We start from the raw sequence: 18988 nt of genomic DNA, 5'->3' as shown, positions 1-18988 counted from the left end.
CGAATCGCGCGAATGTTCACCGCCCGCGCGCGCCACCGGGTCCGCGCACCTGCGGTCAATGATTTCTTCCCGCTGCAGCGCCGGTTTGCATCCTGCGCCGAGCCCGTGCTCACTCCTCCCAACGTGGCTGCTTCCACTTCCGCTTCCTCTTCGGCGACGCTCACCGGCGTCCTCGAACGCATCATCTTTTTCAACGAGGAGAACCACTACACCATCGCGGAATTTCGCCCCGACCTTCCGCCCGCCGCCGCGGCCGACGCCAAATCGGCGCGCCCCGAACCGGTCACCATCGTCGGCCCCCTCCCCGGCGTCGAATGCGGCGAAACCCTTCACCTCTCCGGCGAATGGTCGCGCCACGCCCAGCACGGCGCCCAGTTCAAAGTCGCCGCGTTCAAGTCCGAACTGCCGTCCAGCGTCTACGGCATCCGCAAATACCTCGGCAGCGGCCTCGTGCCCGGCATCGGCAAAGTCTACGCCAACAAAATCGTCGACGCGCTCGGCACCGAGACCTTTCGCGTGCTCAGCGAAGATTCCGGCCGCCTGCGCCACGTCGCCGGCATCGGGCCGAAACGCGCCACCGCCATCAAGCAGGCGTGGGACGAAAAACGCATCGAGCGCGAACTCTACATTTTCCTCCAGACCTACGGCGTCACCCCCAGCCAGTGCGTGAAGCTCGTCGGCCGCTACGGCGCCGCCGCGAAGCAAATCCTCACCACCGAACCCTACCGCGTCGCCCGCGAGATCGACGGCATCGGCTTTAAGACCGCTGACCGCATCGCCATCAACGTCGGCTTCGCCAACGACGCCGCGCCCCGCGTCGACGGCGGCATCCTCTACGCCCTCGAAACGCTGCAGGAGGAAGGCCACACAGGTTTCCCGCACGACGAACTCGTCGCCTACACCGCCAACCTCCTCGAAACGGAATCGCGTTTCGTCGAAGCGCGGCTCGCCGCCCTCGTCCAAAACAAATCCCTCGTCGCGCACTTCCCTGCCGTCGGCGGCACACTCGCCCCCACGCCCGTTGTGGGCGGGGCGCCCTCACCCCGCACCCCCGTCGCTCCACTGTCCGACGTTTCCGCTTCCCCCTCCGGCACTCCCCCCGCCGACCTCCCTGCCGCCGCCTTTCTCCAACTCCCGCACAACGACCGCGCCGAAACGCGGATCGCCGCCGCCGTGCTCCGCCTCACCCGCACCGGCAGCGCGCTTCCCGCGATCAAAATCGACGCCGCTGTCGAGTGGGCCGAGAAAAAAGCCGGCTTCGTCTTCCACCCCTTACAACGCCTCGCGCTCAAAAACGCGCTCGCGCATAAGGTTACCATTCTCACCGGCGGACCCGGCACCGGCAAGACCTCCATCCTTCGCGCGCTCGTCGAAATTCTCAAAGCCAAGAAAGTCCGCGTGCACCTCGCCGCGCCCACCGGCCGCGCCGCGCAACGCCTCGCCGAAACCACCGGCGGCTTCGCCTCCACCATTCACCGCCTCCTCAAATACGACGCCGCCAAAGGCGGTTTCGTCGCCAACGAATCCGCGCCCCTCGCCACCGATTTCCTCATTCTCGACGAGGCCTCGATGCTCGACACCCGCCTCGCCGCCTCGCTGCTCCAAGCCATCCCCTCCCGCGCGCACCTCCTGCTCGTGGGCGACACCGATCAACTCCCCAGCGTCGGCGCCGGCAACGTCCTCAAAGACCTTATCGCCGCCGCCGCGTCCGAAACTGTCGCCGCCCACCAGCCTTCGCTCCACATCACGACCACGCGCCTCTCCGTCATTTTCCGCCAGCAAGGCCAAAGCCAGATCGTCACGACCGCCCACGCCATCAACGACGGCAATCCCGCGCTCCCGCCCGCGACCAACGACGTGGCCGACGCCCAGGTGTTTTCCGACCTCAACTTCATCGCCGCGACCGATGCCGAGGACTGCGTGCGCAAAGTCCTCGCGCTCTGCACCGAGTTCGTCCCGCGCAAACTCAAATGGCCGCATCCCGTCGCCGACGTGCAGGTGCTCGCACCGATGCACAAAGGCACCGCGGGCGTCGCCAATCTCAACGCCCAGCTCCAGGCCGCGCTCAACCCCGAGGTCGGCGGGGGCTCCAAACTTGCGTGGGATCGCTCCGGTCCTCGCGCCACGCTCCGCGCCGGCTCCACCGCCTTCCGCCCCGGCGACAAAGTCATCCAACTGCGCAACAACTACGACAAAAACCTTTTCAACGGCGACATCGGCACCGTCACTGCCGTTCACCCTGAGAAGAGCACGCTCGAAGCCGACTTCGATGGCGACCCTCACACGTTTGACCGCGGCGACCTCGGCGCGCTCGCCCTCGCTTACGCCATCAGCATTCACAAATCCCAAGGCAGCGAATACCCCGTCGTCATCATCCCGCTCCTCAAAGCGCATTTCATGATGCTGCAGCGAAACCTCATCTACACCGCCATCACGCGCGGACGGAAAAAGGTTTTCATCGTCGGCGAGCCCGCCGCTTACGCCATGGCCGTGCGCAACAACGAATCGAAACAACGCTACACGCATCTCCGCGAAAAAATCGCTGCCGCGTAAACACGCCCGCGCCCCATCGGCGCGTCCCGCGCAGCGCCGCCCGCACCGCTTCTCTCGCGCCATCGCTTCGCCCGTCCCGCCGCACCGTCTTTTCCCGCGCGCACTCCTCCCCTCGCACCGCGCGACCAGCCCATCGCTTCCCGTTACCGTGCTCCGGTTTGCAATTCCTCGGTTGGAGTCACACCGTTAAAGCGTTTCGAACCCTTCAAACCTCAACCCTCCCACCGATGAATTCATTTCGCCCGCTCGCTCGTTTCTTTTCACTGCTCACCGCCGGTGCCGCGCTCGCCTTCCTCCCGCTCGCCGCTCGCGCGGGTGACGCTCCCTCTGCGGCCCAAAGCGGCAGCCACGTCACCGTCACGGGTGAAGTCCTCGACATGGCTTGCTACCTCGACCACGGCGCGCACGGCGCCAAACACGCCGATTGCGCCAACAAGTGCATCTCCAGCGGACTGCCCGTCGGTCTGAAAAGCGCCGACGGCACCGTTTATCTTCTCATCGGCGAACACAAACCCATCAACGACGAGCTCGCCAATTCCGGCGGCAAGACGATCACCGTCGAAGGCAAACTCGTGAGCCGCGACGGCATCAATCTCCTCGAAAACGTCGAAGTTTCGAAGTCGTAATTTCGCTCGCTCGCGATGTCGCTCTGGACCGAATTCCTCCGCGCCCTCCGCGAACCGGAATACGTCCACGTTCTTCTCAACCCGCTGCCGGTTTACGGACTGGCCGCGGGTCTTTTTGCGCTCCTGGCGGCCGCCCTCGCCCGCAGCCACGCCGCCAAGGCCCTCGCGCTGCTGCTGATTTTCGTCGCCGCCCTGACCGTCTGGCCCGCGGCGCATTTCGGCGAAGCCGGTTACGACCGCGTTACCTCGATGTCGAATGGCGTCGCCCAGAAATGGCTCAACTGGCACATGCATCTCGCCGACAAGCTCGTCTGGGTCGACACCGCCGCCGCCGCCGTCGCCTTGCTTGCGCTGCTCGCCCTCTGGAAAGCGCCGCGCTTCCAACGCGCCGCACTGATCCTCACCGCCCTCGTCGCCTTGGGCGGCCTCGGCCTCGGCGGCCTCGTCGGCTACGCCGGCGGCAAAATCCGCCACTCAGAATTCCGCTCCCAACCGCCGCCAGCGTGGGCCAATACCGCGGGCGACGCCGACTAACGGCCCGTTGAGCGGCGCCACACCGCGCTCCCGCACCGTCGTGTGGCACCGAGGATGGCCGTCGCGACGGGCACCGGAATTCCCGGAAGGACGCCGCCCATTTGCCCGCGCCGCGCGTTCTCGCGCGAGATTCCGGCTTGCGGCCAGCCCCCTGCGCGCTACCCGATGAGACGTCATTTTCGGGCCTATAGCTCAACGGTTAGAGCAGAGGACTCATAATCCTTTGGTTCAGGGTTCAAATCCCTGTGGGCCCATTTTCCTCCTGCCCGCTCCCGGTTGGCAAACGCCGTCGCGCGGTAGGATGTTTTCCTTCTAGTGGCCGATGCGCGAACCCGTCAGTGAAAACCGGACCCACCCTTCCCCGTCGAGATCCGCCGTCAGCGTCCAGCCCATCGCTTCGGCGAAAGCCCGAGCGAGATTGAGCCCGAGCCCGAGATGAATTCCGCCGCTGCGCGCCGACTCCTTGCGCCAAAACCGATCGAAAAAACGCGCCACGTCTTCCGCGCCCAATTGCGGAGCGACGTTGGCCACCTCCAGCACGTAGCCACGCGGCGTCACGCGGCCGGTGACGCGCACTTCGCCGTCCGGCGCCGCGTATTCGACCGCGTTGTCGAACAGGTTCGTCACCACCGCCGACAGCATCGCTTCATCTGCCGCGACTGTGGCCGGTGCGACGGTCAACCTGACGCGAAGCCCGCGCGCCGCCGCACGCCGCTGCAGCGCCTGCCACGCTTCCGCCAGGGCCGGCCCTATCTCCACGGCCGTGCACTCCACCCTGAGTTGTCCGTGCTCGCTCCGCGCCAGCGCGAGCATTCGCGTCGCGAGCGTTTCCATCTGAGTCGCCACCGCGAGCACCTCCACCTCAAACGCCGGGTCGCGTTGGTCCGGCCACTTGAGTGCGCACTCGGCCAGCGTGCGCAGCTCGGCGAGCGGCGTGCGCAATTCATGAGCGAGATCGGCGCTGAACCGGCGCTCCCGTTCAAACGAGCTTTCCAGCCGCCCGAGCAGATCGTTGAGCCGCCGTGCGATCGGCTGCAGCTCCGCAGGCAGTCGATCGACAGCGAAACGAAACGCCAGAGAGTCCGCGTCGATCCGCGCCGCCTGATCGCCCAACTCGTCGAGCGGCGCCAGTCCCCGCGCCAGCACGCGTGGCACGACGATTAGAATCGCAGTCAGCAGAAGGACACCGCACCCGGTCACGATCGCCATCAGACCGGCGAGAGTCTCGTTGATTCCCGTCCGATCCGTCGCCACCACGAGGCGCAGGTCCGAGTCGACGCCGCCCGGGATCCGGCCCTCGGTCACTTGAAATCGCACGGCCGCCGCCCGGCCCGCCCGGCCGTTCGGCAGTCTCACATCGAAATACACCGGCCGCGCCGGCGTCCCTCCCTCCCGCCATGGCAGGTCTGCCGCCGCGAGCGAGGGCGACCGGGCGAGCGTTCTCGCCCGTTCATCGGTGACTTGAAAATAATTGCGCGCGGGTCGCCAGCGATAGGTCGCCAGAAAGTCCGGGGAAAAATCGAATTGCACCGTCCCGTTCTCGATTTCGGCCAACGCCGCCACCGACACCGCGCTCACGCGCAAATTGGTCTCCAGCGATTTCATCAACACATGCCGGCCGGCCACGTAGACGCCGATCATGCCCACACCGACGAGCGCGGCAAACGATAGCACGAGCTGGCGAGTGAGTTGCCGGCGAATCGATTTCATCGCCCTAAGCGGCGTCGGACCGCGCGCTCAGCACATAGCCGAGCCCGCGCCGGGTGTGGATGAGCGGCGCCGCGGCGGGACTGAACGCGATTTTTTTGCGCAGCCCGCAAATCGCGGAATCGACGACGTTGCTCATCGGGTCCACCTGGCCGTCGTAGATGTGCGCTTCTATTTCCGCACGGGTAACAACCTCTCCTCCGCGCCGCGCCAGATACTCGAGCAACTGGTATTCCCGAGCCGTGAGGTCGAGTTCTAGCCCGCCACGCCGGGCCTGACGTTGGGCGAAATCGACTTCGAGATCCCCCACCACCAAGTGCGGCTGCTTCGAACCGTAGGCCCGCCGGCACAGCGCCTGCACCCGTGCGAGCAGCTCCTCCAGCGCAAACGGTTTTACCAGGTAATCGTCCGCGCCATCGGCCAAACCCGCGACGCGGTCGGCCACGGTATCGCGCGCCGTCAGCAGGAGGATGTGCGTCGTCCGGCCGCGGGTGCGCAGCGTGCGGAGCACATCGATGCCGTCCCGCTTCGGCAGCATCAAGTCGAGCACGATTGCATCGTAGTCATTCAACTCCGCCAGCCACAACCCTTCCTCACCATCGCCGGCGACATCCACCGCGTAGCCTGAACGACGGAACGCCATGGCCAGCGTCCGCTGCAGGCGGGACGAATCTTCGACGATCAGGAGTCGCATGACAGGGGCAAAGGACGATGCATGAGCGGGCGAACGCAACCTCTCCTAGCACCTCCGGCACGGAGAAGGCGAGTCGCCGCCTCGCTGGCGCTGGGCTTCCTGCGGCCCCGGCCTCACCGCGCCGGAACCAGGCTGTAGACCAGCACCTTCATGCTTCCTGCGATCATCGCCGGGCGCCGACCCGCCTCCGCCGGGTGAAACAGCGCGGCGGCCAGATAGAGTTTATGCGATACCGGATCGACCGCGAGCGTGCGGGCGCTGCGTTGCGTGGGGAGAGTCTGGACCACCGCAAACCGCTCCGGGGAATCTTCATGCACCACCGTCACCGTGCCGTCGTGCCCATTGGAGACAAACGCGAGCTGCGTTCCCGGATCGAATGCCGCGGCGTCGATGCCGGCCCCAGCGGGCAGGCTCGCCACCACGCGACCGTCAGTGCTGTCGAGCACAAGCAGCCGGGCATTCCCGCAACCCAAAAACAAGCGGTGATGTTCGTGGTCGATGGCCATCCCGCTGGCCTCCTCGTCGGGCGCGATCGGCCAGCGAGCGATGACTGCGTGCGTCGCGGTCGCAATCACGGCCACTTCGTTTTTGTCTTCGAGGTTGACGAAGACACGCCCCCCGTCGGCCTGCGCGAACTCTGGTTTCCCTCCGAGCGGAATAGTTGCCACCACCTTGCCGCCCGCCGCGGCAAACACCGTCACCGACTGGCCATGACCGTTGAAAGCATAGACTTCGCGGCGCTCCGGCTCGTAGAGGATCGCGTCGGGATTCTTTCCCGTCGCGACATGACCCACTGTTTTTAACGTCGCGAGTTCCACGATGCTGACATTGTCGGCCCGTCCATTGCTGACGAAGCCCAGCCCCAACTCCGGTGCGGGCGCCACGCCGTGGACGCCTGGCGTGTCCGCGATCTCGCCGACGATCGCGTCCTTCCGCGTGTCGATGACCACCACTCTGGACGCATGACTCACAAACAGTCGGTGCGATGCCGGCTCCACCGACAAATAGTCCCATCCCCCTTCGCCGCCGATGGGAATTTCATGCGTGAAACGATAAACATCGGCGGCGTGGGCCGCCGCCATCGGGACGAGCGAGAAACTCGCGATCAGCAAAACACGGGATAAGGCATTCATCGGGAATTTGATGACGGAAATCATGGCACGCGGCACATGAGCGGGAGATGACGGCCGAATGATTTCTGCGTAATCTCGCCGTAATGTCGGCCCTGCTAAAATAGCTGCCAGAACCGGCCCTTCTCGCGTCGGCCCGAGCCCTCCCTTTTCCTTATGTCAACCTACTCTATTCCGCATCAGCCACGCTTTCTCTTCTTTGTCGCCAGCCTCGCCGCTCTGATGCTGGTGACCTCGCGGGCGTCCGCGGAAAAAGCGGACGCCGGTAAACCCGTCGCCGGCACGATTCAGGTAACGGACTCGCCCCGCCGGGTTGACTTGCCCGCCCGGGCGAAAATCTCCTTCGAACGCGCACTCACCGCCGCGCTCGCCGCCGCTCCCGGACACGTCATCAAAGGCGAACTCGAAGTCGAAGACGGATGCCTGATGTATTCGTTCGAAGTGGTTACGCCGCAACACACCGTCGTCGAAGTGGAAATCGATGCGGGCAACGGAGCCGTGCTCGATATCGACCGCGACTGACCCGTCTCCGGCGCCGCCTGCTCTTCCCTCCTTCCCCTCCTCCTGCGCCATCATGGTTTGCCGCCGCTCTGGCCGCCCCACTCGTGCGCGCGGGTCCACCTTCCCCGCGACTGCCCGGTTCTGGCGCGGAGCCTTGGCGGTCGGAGTGCTGGCTGTGACCGGCTGCGCAACCTATCAACCGAAACCCCTCGATGCGCCGGCCGTCGCGGCCGCGTTGCGAGCCCCCAACTTGGCCGCAGTGAAAGTCGCCGCGGCAAACCTGCAACACCCTCTTATCCGCCCCGTGGTCATCGACGCGCGGGATGGATTTTCGCCCGACGAAATCGCCGTGATGGTCGTCATCACCAGTCCGGCATTACGCGCGCTCCGCGCCCAGCGGGGCGTCGCCCGCGCGCAACTCCTCCAAGCCGGCCTCCTGCCAAATCCGCAACTCAGCGCCTCGTTTGATCGCGTCGATGCCCGCGGCGATCCCACGCTCGTGAACGGCGACAGCCTCGGCGTGAGCTGGGATGTCACGGCGCTGCTGGCGCACGGCGACGTGAAGGCGGCCGCTCGCGCCACCGCCGATGCACTCGACCTGTCAATCGCGTGGCAGGAATGGCAGGCCTCGCAGGAAGCGCGCATGCGCGCTTTTCGTCTGTGGTCGCTGGAGCAACGGTTGCCGTGGGCGCGTGACGTCGAGTCCGATCGCGCGGAAGCGCTGGAGGAAACCCGGCGCGCCGTGCAACAACGCTTGAGCCCGGCACCCGACCTCACGCCGGCAAACGACGCCTGGCGCCGCGCGCAAGCCGACCGCCTCGCGCTCGAGCAGCAGATTCTCGTCGACCGTTCCGCGCTTAACCTCGCCCTCGGCCAGCCCGTCGATGAACCACTTCAACTCCACCTCGACGACGGATTTCCTGCGCTCCCGGAAAATGCGCTCGCCCAGGCGCTGGACGGTTTGCCCACGCGCCGCCTCGACCTCGCCGCGCTCAAGCTCGGCTACGCCAGCCAGGAAGCGACGCTGCGCGCCGCCGTAAAGGCCCAATTCCCCCGGCTCGATGTCAGCCTCTCCCGCGCTCGCGACACCAGCGACGTCCACACCCACAGCATCGGTGTCACGCTCGACCTGCCGCTCTTCGACCGGGGTCAGGGCCAGATCGCCGTGGCCCGTGCCACCCGCCAGCAACTCTTCGAGGAATACGTCGCCCGCGTTGCCGAGGCGCGCTCGGAAGTCGGTCAAATCATCGCCCAGATCACGGCCACACGCGCCGAACTCGGCGCCATTGATGCGACCCTGCCGGCATTGGAGCAACTCGCCGCCTCCTTCGCCCGGGCGCTGGCCGGACATAGCGTGACACCCGCCGCGTATCGGGACGCACGCGACACGCTCGCGACGCGGCGCATCGAACAAAGCCAGCTGCAGCAATCACTCCTCGAACTCGAGGTCGGACTCGAAACCGTCACCGGCCAGCCGCTCCTTAACCGCCGCGTCGCGGCCGCATCGCCATGAAGAAATTTATTCTGCTCCTTCTTCTCGCCGCTCTGGTTTTCGGGGTCTGGTTTTGGTGGCGGCACCGCGCGACCCCGCAGCCCGCACCTGAACCCGCGACCACTGCGACCGTCGAAGTCACGCCTCTCGCGCTCCGGGAGATTGCGCAAACCGTCGCGTCTTTCGGCCTCGTGACCGCCGCGCCGTCGAGCGAACGCATGGCCGTCGCGACCTTCGACGGCGTAGTGCGCCGGGTTGCGGTCGCGCCGGGCACGCGAGTCGCCGCCGGCGACGTGCTCGTGGAACTCGCTCTGACACCCGACGCGCAACTCGCCCTGGACTCCGCCCGCAGCGCGGCGGATCTGGCGGAAAAAAACCGCGCTGACACCCAGCAGCGCTACGACCTGCAACTCGCGACGCGCACCGAACTTCTCACCACGCAGCAAGCCGCGCAGGACGCGAAGCTGAAAGTCGCCAGCCTCCTGGCGCGCGGCGCCGGCGGCGATGGCCGCGTGCTCGCTCCGGTGGACGGCTTCGTGAGCAAGGTCGACGCAACGACCGGCGCATGGGTGGCCGCCGGCACGCCGCTCGCCGCCGTGACCGCGGGCGATGGCTTGGAAGCGCAACTCGGCCTCGAAGCGACCGACGCCACCCGTGTGGCGGCCGGCCAAAAGGTGACGCTCACTTCCGCCACCCGTCCCCACACCGCTGCTACAACCACCACCGTGCGAACCGTCGGCCGCGTCGTTGATGCGGTGTCCGGCGCGATCGACGCCCGCGCGCCCTTGCCGCCGGGCGCGCCGTTTCTACTCGGCGAACACGTGCGGGCCTTGATCGAAGTGCATCGCGAAAAAGCTCTCGTGGCGCCGCGCCGCGCGTTGTTGCCGGATGGTGATCGCGAGATTTTGTTCACCGTGAAAGACGGCAAGGCCGTCCGCCACGAGGTGCACGCCGGAGTGACGGCGGGCGATGTCGTCGCGGTGAGCGGTCCGGATTTGCAGGCCGGCGAACCCGTCGTGACCCTCGGTAACTACGAACTCGAAGACGGTATGGCGGTGCACGTCGGGCCGCCCGCGGCCGACGGTCAAACGGACAACCCCTCCGACGCGAAGGCGCCGCAACCGTGATGTTCATCGGCTGGATGCAAGCGCACCGCCGCGCGGTGCTATTTCTCCTCGCGATTCTCATTCTCGCCGGCGCCGGCGCCACGTGGACGCTGCCCGTATCGCTGTTTCCCCAAGTGGATTTTCCGCGCATTGTCGTCAGTCTCGATGCCGGTGACCGACCGGTGGAGCGGATGACGACCGAGGTGACGATTCCGATCGAAAACGCCGTGCGCTCGGTGCCCGGGCTGCGGAGCATCCGTTCGGCGTCGACGCGCGGCAGCGCGGAAGTTTCGATCAATTTCGATTGGGGCGCGGACATGATCTCGGCGCTGTTGCAGGTGGAATCCGCCGTCAACCGCACCCTTTCCTCGCTGCCGCCGGGCACGACCTTCGAGGCCCGCCGCATGGATCCGACCGTGTTTCCGTCGATCGCTTACAGCCTCACTTCATCCCGGCGTTCTCTCGTCGCGCTGCGCGATATCGCCTACTACCAGTTGCGGCCGTTGCTCTCGGCCGTCGACGGCGTGGCCCAGGTCGCCGTGCTGGGTGGAGCGGAAGCGGAGTATCGCGTGACGATCGATCCGGCGCAGCTTGAGGCGCACGGCCTGACCGTCGGCGACGTCGCCCGCGCGCTTTCCGCGGCCAACACCATCAGCGCCGTCGGGCGCATTGAGGATCATTACAAACTCTACCTCACGCTCGTGGACAACCGTCTCGCGACCGCCGAGCAACTAGGCGCCACCGTCCTCACCACCCGCCCGGCCGGCCTCCTGCGCGTCGCCGACATCGGAACGGTGACGCTCGCCACCAAGCCCCAGTGGACGCGCGTCACGGCGGACGGCCGGGAGGCTGTCATCTTTCAGGTTTACCAGCAGCCCGGCGGCAACACGGTGCAGATCGCCGCCGACGTCCGCGCCAAGTTGAAAGGCGTGACCGGCCAGCTTCCACCGGATGTGAAGGTCGCGAACTGGTATGACCAGAGCCAGTTGATCGTCGCCGCCGAAAAGAGCGTGCGCGATGCGGTCGCGATCGGCGTGTTGCTCGCCGGCGCCGTGCTGCTCCTCTTCCTGCGCAACGGCAAAATCACGCTCATCGCCATCGTATGCGTGCCCGCTTCGCTCGCGGCCACAGTGCTGCTGCTCAAGCTGCTGCACGGCAGCTTCAATATCATGACGCTCGGCGGCATGGCCGCGGCGGTCGGGCTCATCATCGACGATGCCATCGTCATGGTGGAGCATGTGGTGCGGCGGTTGCGCGGGAGCACCGGCCCCCATCACGGGCGCGTCTGGGCGGCCGCGGCGGAGTTTACCGAACCGCTCGTCGCCTCATCGCTGTCAACGGTGATCATCTTTGCGCCGCTGGCCTTTTTATCCGGCGTGACGGGCGCTTTCTTTCGCGCCCTGTCGCTGACGATGGCGGCCAGCCTTGTCATCTCCTTTTTGCTCGCATGGCTCGCCGTGCCCATTCTCGCCGACCATTTTCTCACGGCGAAGGATGCGCAGCAACGCGAAGGCGGCGCGCTTACCACGCGGGTGCACCGCGCCTACGACCGGCTGATGCGGCGGGTGCTCGGCCGCCCGGCGCTGATTCTGCTCGGCATCGGCCCGCTCCTGGTGGCGGCGTGGTTCGGCTACCGGCAGGTGGGCTCCGGGTTCATGCCGTCGATGGACGAGGGCGGCTTCATTCTCGATTACCGCGCCGCCTCCGGCACCTCGCTCACGGAGACCGACCGGCTGCTGAGCCAGGTTGAAGCCATCCTCCAAGCGACCCCCGAGGTGGAGACCTATTCGCGCCGCACCGGTTTGCAGTTGGGCGGCGGGCTGACCGAAGCGAACGAGGGCGATTTCTTCATCCGGCTCAAGCCGCCGCCCCGCCGCGACATCGACGATGTCATCGACGAAGTGCGCACCAAAGTGCACGCGACGGTGCCCGGCTTGGAAATTGAAATGGCAGAGCTGATGGAGGATCTGATCGGCGATCTCACCGCGGTGCCGCAGCCGATCGAGATCAAACTCTATGCGGACGACGGCGCCTTGCTCCAACGCACCGCGCCGCATGTCGCCGACGCCATCGGCCGCATCCCCGGTGTCGTGGACGTGAAGGATGGCATCGTGCTCGCGGGCGATGCCCTCAACATCACCGTCGACCGCGACTTGGCGGCTCGTGAAGGCATGGATCCGCAGGCGATCACGACCCAACTGGCGGACCTGCTCGGAGGAGCCGAGACGACCACCAAGATCGAACAAGGGCCCAAGCTGGTCGGCATCCGCGTCTGGATTCCCACCGACGAGCGCCGCACGGCCGAAGACATCGCGCGCCTGCGATTGCGCGCGCCGGATGGGCACTATTTTCCCGCGCAGCGTGTCGCCGCCATCTCCCGCGTGGTGGGCCAGCCCCAAATCAGCCGGGACAACCTGAAACGTATGCTGGCGGTGACGGCGCGAATCAGTGGTCGCGATCTCGGTTCGACGATTCGCGACGTGCAAGCCGCTCTGCGGCGCCCGGGCACCGTGCCCGCCGGAATGTATTTCGCCCTCGGCGGCACGTATGCGCAACAGCGCTCGGCCTTCACGGGGCTCATGCTCGTCTTTGGCGCGGCGGTCGCCCTCGTGTTCCTACTGCTGCTTTTCCTCTACGAGAGTTTCTTCACGGCTGGCGCCATGCTCGTGTCCACCCTCCTCGCGCTCTCGGCGGTGATGATCGGCCTCTGGCTCACACACACCGAATTGAACATCTCCTCGATGATGGGTCTGACGATGATCGTCGGCATCGCGACCGAGGTGGCGATTTTCTACGTGTCGGAATTCGAATCGCTACCCGCGGACCTTCCGACGGCGGACGCGCTCGTGCAAGCCGGCGTAAATCGCCTGCGGCCCATCACCATGACGACGTTTGCCGCCATCCTCGCACTCTTGCCGCTGGCCCTCGGTCTCGGCGCCGGCTCTGCGATGCAGCAGCCCCTCGCAATCGCGATCGTGTCCGGCCTGCTGTTGCAAATGCCCGTCGTCCTGATCGTCCTGCCTGTCCTGCTCTCGCTCCGCCACCCAAGGCCACCCACCACTTGATTGGCGTGTGCCGCTTCGCGGCAACCAAACGCCTGCCTGCCCGCCTATCTCTCTGGTCAATTCCCCGTTGACCACCGCTGGCCGGCGCCGCGGAAACCCAGCTCCCGGCCGAAGCGCAGACTTTCTTCCACCGTCCGCACCCCTTCGCTGCACGAGGCGTGCGTTAACGACGCAGCGGCCGCGCAGGTGCCCAGTTCAAGGGCACGTTCCAGCGGCCAGCCTTCGTGCCACCCATACAGGACACCCGCCGCCAATGCATCACCCGCGCCGGCGGCCCCGGCAATCATCCGCCCCGGCAAAGCCACACTCGGCTGCCACCGCGCTTCACCACTCTTCGTGACGGCACACACGCCCTCTGGCGCGTGAATCACCACCACCTGACGCACGCCCAGCCGCAGCAGTTCTGCCGCCGCGCGCCGAAACTGCTCCGGCTCCACTTCTTCACCGCGGCCGAGCCTCAACCCCGTGAGTTTTTCCGCCTCAAAATCGTTGGCGAACAACAGGTCCACCTCGGGCAACGTGCCCAAAAGGATGGATGCGAATCGGTCGCTCTCCTCGCTCACGCAGTCCACCGACGTCGTCAGTCCCGCCGCGCGCGCCCGGGCGAGAAGATCGGCGTGACCGGGCTTACCGGCGTCATCCAACGCATCCAAGGCATCGAGCAAAAGCATATAGCCCAAATGGAAGTGCCTGGCCCGCGTCACCGTGAAATCCACATGTTCTCGTCCAAAACGCGCATTGGCGCCGCGTTGATGGAAAAACGTCCGCCGCCCGTCGGAGCGCACCGTCATCACATCGGTATAACTCGTGGCCGCATCGCGCAATTCGTGCAGTTGCCCGACCGCGATCCCGGCGCTCCGGCAATGCTCGCGCACGAAGGCGCCGTTGGCATCCGCGCCCACGCAACCGGCCGCTTGCAGCGGAAACGCCGCACCGAGTTTCGTCAGATTGATGAGAATATTATACGGCGACCCGCCGTTCGCCGAAACTTCGCCCACAATATTTGCGAGCGCGTCCTGCTTCGGCCACACGTCGATGGTTTTGACGTGATCAACTATAAAGTTTCCCGCCGCCAATAGGCCGCGCCGGTCGGAGTTGGAAGAAGCAATCATCGCCGATGAGCTTGGTGCCACCGTGAAAGCCTCCGTTCAAGTGAATGAGCGTGCATGGCCCGAGCGCTTCACACGCTCACCACGCGTTGCTCCACATGGCTCAGCAGCGCCGCCGTCCAGATCTCATGATGCGCGACCGCTTCGGCAGGCGTCGCACAACCGAAACGGCCCTCCAGCTTCCCCGCCCGCTCGGCGAGAAAAGCCGCCCACATCTGCTGCAAGAGGTCGGGGAACCCCGGCTCAAAAATCCCCCCCGTGATCGTTTTGAACGGCATCGCAAATCCCAAGTCGACCTTGGACCACGATTGCTCCTCCGCCCGGGAATACTGCCAGAGCGTCTTCGGCTCTTTGGTGGAATATCGCACGCCCCGATCGGTTCCGAGCACCTCGATTTCCCACGTATTGGTTTCCGTCGGCGCCATCCGTTTCATCTCCAGCGACAGCGGCACTGATTGCCCGGCGATTTGCGCCGTACCATGGACCATGGCGTTATCCCAGGTATCGCACTTCGCGGTGCCTCCTTTCCCGTCCGGGCGGGATTCATATATCTTCTGCAGTTGTGCATAGACCCACAATGGCCGCCAACCCAACCGCAGCGGCACATGCGCCACGTGCAACCCCAGGTCATTCATCACTCCCGCCTCGCCGCAAAACTGGGTGATTCGCTTCCAATTGATCGGCTTCTTCGGATCAAGATCACTGGAATGAAGGAACCGGCTGCGAATGGATAACAGTGCTCCCAGATCGTTGCCTTGAACAAATTTCATCACCCGTTGCGCGCCGGGCAGAAAGGGAAACTCCGACGAAACCCGCACGAACCGCCCCAGCCGTTCGCCCTCCTCCCGAATCGCGCGCGCCGCCCGCAAGTCGATCCCGAACGGCTTTTCCGCCAGCAGATCCTTTCCTGCGCGCAGCACGTCCAAATAGATTTGCTCGTGCAAATGATGCGGCACCGCGGCGTAGACGACATCGACGTCCTCGCACGCCAACAGCTCGTGATGCGTGGCGCAAAAGTGCCGGACAGAAGGCACCTGCCGGAACCAATCCAACGCGGCTGGATTGACGTCGCACACGGCCACCAACTCAGGCCGCACCGGACAATCCAGCAACGCGAACCAGCGACCAAAAGCGCTGGCGACTTCGCGTCCCATCAATCCGGCGCCAATCACGCCCACGCGCACCACAGGATTATCGGAGGCGCTCATGCGAGGATCTCCATCGCTTGCGCCACCGTCGCCTGCTCGTGCAAGATAGCCATCAACGCCCTCGTCATCGCGCCCGGCGAACGGTGCTGAATGATATTGCGGCCATACACGATGCCCGCGACGCCCTGCTGCAACAGCGCCGCCGTGCGCGTGAGGATCTCCCGTTCCGGTGCTTTGCTCCCACCTCGCACCAAGACCGGAATCCCTCCGGTCGTCTGCACCACTTGATGATAGTCTTCCGGATTATCCGTCGGATCCGCCTTGATAATGTCCGCGCCCAGTTCGACTGCCTGCCGCACCAACGGCACGATCTTTTCACGATCGCCATCGACCATGTAACCACCGGCGCGTTCGTTGGGTTGAAACACCAACGGCTCAATCATCAGCGGCATCCCGTAATGGTCGCACGCCGGTTTGAGCGCCAGGATGTTGCGCACGCACTGGTCGCCAATTTCCGGCTCATCCGGAATCCGAAACAAGTTCACCACGACGCAGGCCGCGTCGAGCCGCACCGCCTGCAGTACGGCGTCTTCCAGCACTCGCGAGAACAACGTGCGCGGCAACTTTCGTCCATAGACATTGGCGACATCTGTGCGCAAAACCAGCGCCGGCTTCGGCCGCACAGGCAGGGTTTGCAAATGCCGTGCCTGCGCTACCGTGAGCTGGATGGCGTCCGGCGCCGCTTCGACCAATGTCGCAATCGTGGCGGGCATATCCTCAATGCCGGCGAGGAACGTGGCTTCATTGAAGAAGCCGTGATCGATCGCGACGTCGAAACAGCGGCGTGTTTGGGGATTAAATAGTCGATTGAGACGTGCTTCTTTCATACGCAAAAGTTGATCGATGTGCGGCGGCGCTTGCTCTTCTCCTTGCAACGGCCCCGGCCGCTTCTGAGCTGGCTTCTTTCAGATGCCGGGCAGCGGCACGAGCGTTTTTGCCACATCGCACGTCGCGGCCAGCCGCACAATTCACCCCTGCCGCCCGCTCACCATCCGCGCTGACGTGGGCCGCGTGGGCGCGGGCGGGGCCGGCCAGTCGCCTTGGTCGCATTCATCGCGCGGTCCAGCCGCCATCCATCGCGATCGCCGCACCAGTGATGGACCGCGCCATATCGCCGCAAAGAAAGACCGCCAGCGCCGCGACTTCCTCGACCTCGATGAAGCGCTTCGTCGGCTGAGCCGCCAAAATCACGTCGCGCACCACCCGCTCGCGCGACAGACCGTGCACCTTGGCTTGCGCATCGATTTGGTTTTCGACCAACGGTGTCCTCACGTAGCCGGGACAGATCGCGTTACACGTGATGCCCGTTTCCGCGAGCTCCAACGCCACACTCTTCGTCAGGCCAACCTGGGCATGCTTCGCCGCGACGTAAGCGCTCTTAAACGGTGAAGCCACCACGCCGTGCGCTGAAGCAATGTTCAATATCCGCCCCCACCCGCGACGACGCATCTCCGGCACGGCGGCGCGCGTCGCGCGAAACGACGCGTTGAGCACCACATTTTGAATCTCGGTCCAGCGCTCCGGCGGAAATTCCTCGACCGCGGCGACGAACTGGATTCCAGCGTTGTTAACCAAAATATCGATCCCACCCAACTGGGACGCTGTATCGATCACCAACCGCTCCGCCTCCGCCGGCTCCGCAAGATTGGCGCTGTGTAATTTCACGCGCACCTCCGCCTCTCTTTCCAAGCGCGCCCGCAGTGCTTCGTTCGCGTCCGGATCGCCCAAACCGTGCAACATCACATTCATCCCCTGCTGCGCGAAGGCCTGCGCAACGGCCCATCCAATGCCGCTCGTGGAGCCTGTGACTAGCGCCGTCTTTCCTCGTAACATGGACGTCGATGCGTGGGGTTAGGGCGTGTCGAACGCCGCCTCGGTTTTCGTGCGCACCTCGTCCAATGTCACGCCGGGATGCAGCTCAAGCAGGCGCAGGCCACCGCCCGGCTTTACTTCGAACACACAGAGATCGGTGATGATCAGCGAGACGACTCCCTTGCCCGTGATCGGCAACGTGCATTGCCGGAGAATTTTCGAGGCCCCCGTTTTCGCGCAGTGCTCCATCACCGCCACAACCCGTTTTACCCCCGCCACCAGATCCATCGCACCACCCGGCCCCTTCACCATTTTTCCCGGCACCATCCAATTCGCGATGTCTCCATTCTCCGCCACTTCCAACGCGCCCAAAATCGAGAGGTTGATGTGTCCGCCGCGAATCATGGCAAAGGAATCGGCGCTCGAGAAAAACGCCGAACCCGCAATCGTGGTGACCGTCTGCTTGCCCGCGTTGATCAAATCCGCGTCCACCGCCGCATCCGCGGGAAACGGTCCGATGCCCAGCAATCCGTTTTCGGACTGCAACGTGACGTTCATGCCGGCGGGAATGAAGTTTGCGACCAGCGTGGGAATACCGATCCCCAGGTTAACGTAATATCCATCGCGCAATTCTTGCGCCGCGCGCCGAGCCATCAACTCGCGGATAGGCGACTCCTTCTTTGACGCGGCACTGCCCTGCACCGTGCGAAACTCGATGCGCTTCTCGTAGCCGACTCCCTGCACAATCCGGTGCACGTAGATGCCCGGCGTGTGAATTTCATCCGGATTGAGCTCCCCCACTTCAACGAGCTCCTCAACTTCGGCCACACAGACCGCGCCGCAGGTCGCAATCATCGGATTAAAATTCCGCGCCGTTTTCCGATAAATCAAGTTCCCGGCCTTGTCGCCTTTCCACGCCTTCACCAAGGCCACATCCGCCCGGATCCCGCGCTCGAGAACGTAGTCCCGCCCCTCAAACGTTTTCGTTTCCCGGCCCTCGGCGAGTTTTGTCCCGACTGCCGTGCGCGTGTAGAATCCCGGAATCCCCGCCCCGCCCGCGCGCAGTCGTTCGGCGAGTGTTCCTTGCGGCACGAGCTCCAGCTCCAGCTCGCCCGCCAGCACCTGCCGCTCGAATTCCTTGTTCTCGCCCACGTATGACGCCAACACCTTCCGCACTTGGCGCTGGTTGAGCAGCATGCCCATCCCGAAACCGTCCACGCCCGCATTGTTACCGACGATCGTCAGGCCCTTCACGCCACTCTCCTTCACCGCCGCGATCAGGTTTTCGGGGATGCCGCAGAGCCCAAATCCACCGGCGGCGATCGTGATGTTGTCGCGCAGCAAGCCGTGCAACGCCTCCGACGCACTGGAATATTGTTTGCTCATAAAAAATTAAATACGTTGCGCGTCCGTGCCGCCCCGCGAAACCACTCCGCCCGCCCTTGCGCTGC

The 18988-nt window shown here is 65.1% G+C and carries 15 protein-coding genes and 1 tRNA gene; 8 read left to right on the top strand and 8 right to left on the bottom strand.

Annotation, left to right across the window (positions count from 1 at the left end; all coding sequences use genetic code 11):
- The first annotated feature begins 123 nt into the window (after window positions 1-123).
- The 4 genes from recD2 to K0B96_RS03275 all read left to right on the top strand — a co-directional run bounded on the left by recD2 (window position 124) and on the right by K0B96_RS03275 (window position 3967).
- Entirely contained in the window at window positions 124-2553 is a 2430-nt protein-coding gene (gene recD2 / locus K0B96_RS03290; RefSeq protein ID WP_255558832.1) for an SF1B family DNA helicase RecD2, read from the top strand.
- Window positions 2554-2780: 227 nt separating this feature from the next.
- A complete protein-coding gene (locus K0B96_RS03285; protein WP_220163836.1) occupies window positions 2781-3179 on the top strand; it encodes a hypothetical protein in 399 nt (132 codons plus the stop codon).
- Window positions 3180-3194: 15 nt separating this feature from the next.
- Window positions 3195-3713, top strand: coding sequence for a hypothetical protein (locus K0B96_RS03280; RefSeq protein ID WP_220163835.1), 519 nt, complete (start codon window positions 3195-3197; stop codon window positions 3711-3713).
- A 181-nt stretch (window positions 3714-3894) separates the two neighbouring features.
- Window positions 3895-3967 (top strand) — tRNA-Ile (locus K0B96_RS03275).
- A gap of 58 nt (window positions 3968-4025) precedes the next feature.
- Here K0B96_RS03275 and K0B96_RS03270 read toward each other — a convergent pair.
- The 3 genes from K0B96_RS03270 to K0B96_RS03260 all read right to left on the bottom strand — a co-directional run bounded on the left by K0B96_RS03270 (window position 4026) and on the right by K0B96_RS03260 (window position 7247).
- A complete protein-coding gene (locus tag K0B96_RS03270) occupies window positions 4026-5423 on the bottom strand; it encodes an ATP-binding protein (protein ID WP_220163833.1) in 1398 nt (465 codons plus the stop codon).
- 4 nt (window positions 5424-5427) lie between these two features.
- On the bottom strand, window positions 5428-6114 hold the full coding sequence (locus K0B96_RS03265; protein ID WP_220163831.1) for a response regulator transcription factor: 687 nt from the start codon (window positions 6112-6114) through the stop codon (window positions 5428-5430).
- 113 nt (window positions 6115-6227) lie between these two features.
- Entirely contained in the window at window positions 6228-7247 is a 1020-nt protein-coding gene (locus K0B96_RS03260) for a YncE family protein (RefSeq protein ID WP_220163829.1), read from the bottom strand.
- Window positions 7248-7400: 153 nt separating this feature from the next.
- Here K0B96_RS03260 and K0B96_RS03255 point away from each other — a divergent pair, with 153 nt between their 5' ends.
- The 4 genes from K0B96_RS03255 (at window position 7401) to K0B96_RS03240 (ending at window position 13408) form a co-directional block, all read left to right on the top strand.
- Window positions 7401-7766 carry a PepSY domain-containing protein gene (locus K0B96_RS03255; protein WP_220163827.1) on the top strand — a complete coding sequence of 122 codons (366 nt, stop codon included), beginning with the start codon at window positions 7401-7403 and terminating at the stop codon, window positions 7764-7766.
- A 238-nt stretch (window positions 7767-8004) separates the two neighbouring features.
- On the top strand, window positions 8005-9258 hold the full coding sequence (locus K0B96_RS03250) for a TolC family protein (protein WP_220163825.1): 1254 nt from the start codon (window positions 8005-8007) through the stop codon (window positions 9256-9258).
- Complete coding sequence (locus K0B96_RS03245) at window positions 9255-10364, top strand: efflux RND transporter periplasmic adaptor subunit (RefSeq protein ID WP_220163823.1); 1110 nt, start codon at window positions 9255-9257, stop codon at window positions 10362-10364. The genes K0B96_RS03250 and K0B96_RS03245 overlap by 4 nt, the downstream gene beginning before the upstream one ends.
- 14 nt (window positions 10365-10378) lie before the next feature.
- On the top strand, window positions 10379-13408 hold the full coding sequence (locus K0B96_RS03240) for an efflux RND transporter permease subunit (RefSeq protein WP_220163821.1): 3030 nt from the start codon (window positions 10379-10381) through the stop codon (window positions 13406-13408).
- 56 nt (window positions 13409-13464) lie between these two features.
- Here K0B96_RS03240 and K0B96_RS03235 read toward each other — a convergent pair whose 3' ends face one another.
- The 5 genes from K0B96_RS03235 to K0B96_RS03215 all read right to left on the bottom strand — a co-directional run bounded on the left by K0B96_RS03235 (window position 13465) and on the right by K0B96_RS03215 (window position 18923).
- On the bottom strand, window positions 13465-14520 hold the full coding sequence (locus K0B96_RS03235) for a carbohydrate kinase family protein (protein WP_220163819.1): 1056 nt from the start codon (window positions 14518-14520) through the stop codon (window positions 13465-13467).
- A 68-nt stretch (window positions 14521-14588) separates the two neighbouring features.
- Window positions 14589-15725: a Gfo/Idh/MocA family protein gene (locus K0B96_RS03230; protein WP_220163810.1), complete on the bottom strand. Its 1137-nt coding sequence runs from the start codon at window positions 15723-15725 to the stop codon at window positions 14589-14591.
- Window positions 15722-16552: a class I fructose-bisphosphate aldolase gene (locus tag K0B96_RS03225; protein ID WP_220163808.1), complete on the bottom strand. Its 831-nt coding sequence runs from the start codon at window positions 16550-16552 to the stop codon at window positions 15722-15724. Before K0B96_RS03225 ends, K0B96_RS03230 begins: the two co-directional genes overlap by 4 nt.
- A gap of 223 nt (window positions 16553-16775) precedes the next feature.
- Window positions 16776-17558, bottom strand: coding sequence for a 3-hydroxybutyrate dehydrogenase (locus tag K0B96_RS03220; protein WP_220163807.1), 783 nt, complete (start codon window positions 17556-17558; stop codon window positions 16776-16778).
- A gap of 18 nt (window positions 17559-17576) precedes the next feature.
- Window positions 17577-18923 carry a 3-oxoacid CoA-transferase subunit B gene (locus tag K0B96_RS03215; protein WP_220163804.1) on the bottom strand — a complete coding sequence of 449 codons (1347 nt, stop codon included), beginning with the start codon at window positions 18921-18923 and terminating at the stop codon, window positions 17577-17579.
- Window positions 18924-18988 lie beyond the last annotated feature (65 nt).

Source organism: Horticoccus luteus (genome assembly GCF_019464535.1).
In the GTDB taxonomy this organism is placed as follows: domain Bacteria; phylum Verrucomicrobiota; class Verrucomicrobiia; order Opitutales; family Opitutaceae; genus Horticoccus; species Horticoccus luteus.
This window is presented reverse-complemented; position numbering and strand designations above follow the sequence as displayed.

Coding starts and splice junctions, on each gene's coding strand:
- K0B96_RS03245 (WP_220163823.1), top strand. CDS start 9,255: ATGAAGAAATTTATTCTGCTCCTTCTTCTCGCCGCTCTGGTTTTCGGG.
- K0B96_RS03215 (WP_220163804.1), bottom strand. CDS start 18,923: ATGAGCAAACAATATTCCAGTGCGTCGGAGGCGTTGCACGGCTTGCTG.
- K0B96_RS03220 (WP_220163807.1), bottom strand. CDS start 17,558: ATGTTACGAGGAAAGACGGCGCTAGTCACAGGCTCCACGAGCGGCATT.
- K0B96_RS03235 (WP_220163819.1), bottom strand. CDS start 14,520: ATGATTGCTTCTTCCAACTCCGACCGGCGCGGCCTATTGGCGGCGGGA.
- K0B96_RS03265 (WP_220163831.1), bottom strand. CDS start 6,114: ATGCGACTCCTGATCGTCGAAGATTCGTCCCGCCTGCAGCGGACGCTG.
- K0B96_RS03260 (WP_220163829.1), bottom strand. CDS start 7,247: ATGAATGCCTTATCCCGTGTTTTGCTGATCGCGAGTTTCTCGCTCGTC.
- K0B96_RS03280 (WP_220163835.1), top strand. CDS start 3,195: ATGTCGCTCTGGACCGAATTCCTCCGCGCCCTCCGCGAACCGGAATAC.
- K0B96_RS03240 (WP_220163821.1), top strand. CDS start 10,379: ATGCAAGCGCACCGCCGCGCGGTGCTATTTCTCCTCGCGATTCTCATT.
- K0B96_RS03285 (WP_220163836.1), top strand. CDS start 2,781: ATGAATTCATTTCGCCCGCTCGCTCGTTTCTTTTCACTGCTCACCGCC.
- K0B96_RS03225 (WP_220163808.1), bottom strand. CDS start 16,552: ATGAAAGAAGCACGTCTCAATCGACTATTTAATCCCCAAACACGCCGC.
- K0B96_RS03270 (WP_220163833.1), bottom strand. CDS start 5,423: ATGAAATCGATTCGCCGGCAACTCACTCGCCAGCTCGTGCTATCGTTT.
- K0B96_RS03230 (WP_220163810.1), bottom strand. CDS start 15,725: ATGAGCGCCTCCGATAATCCTGTGGTGCGCGTGGGCGTGATTGGCGCC.
- K0B96_RS03255 (WP_220163827.1), top strand. CDS start 7,401: ATGTCAACCTACTCTATTCCGCATCAGCCACGCTTTCTCTTCTTTGTC.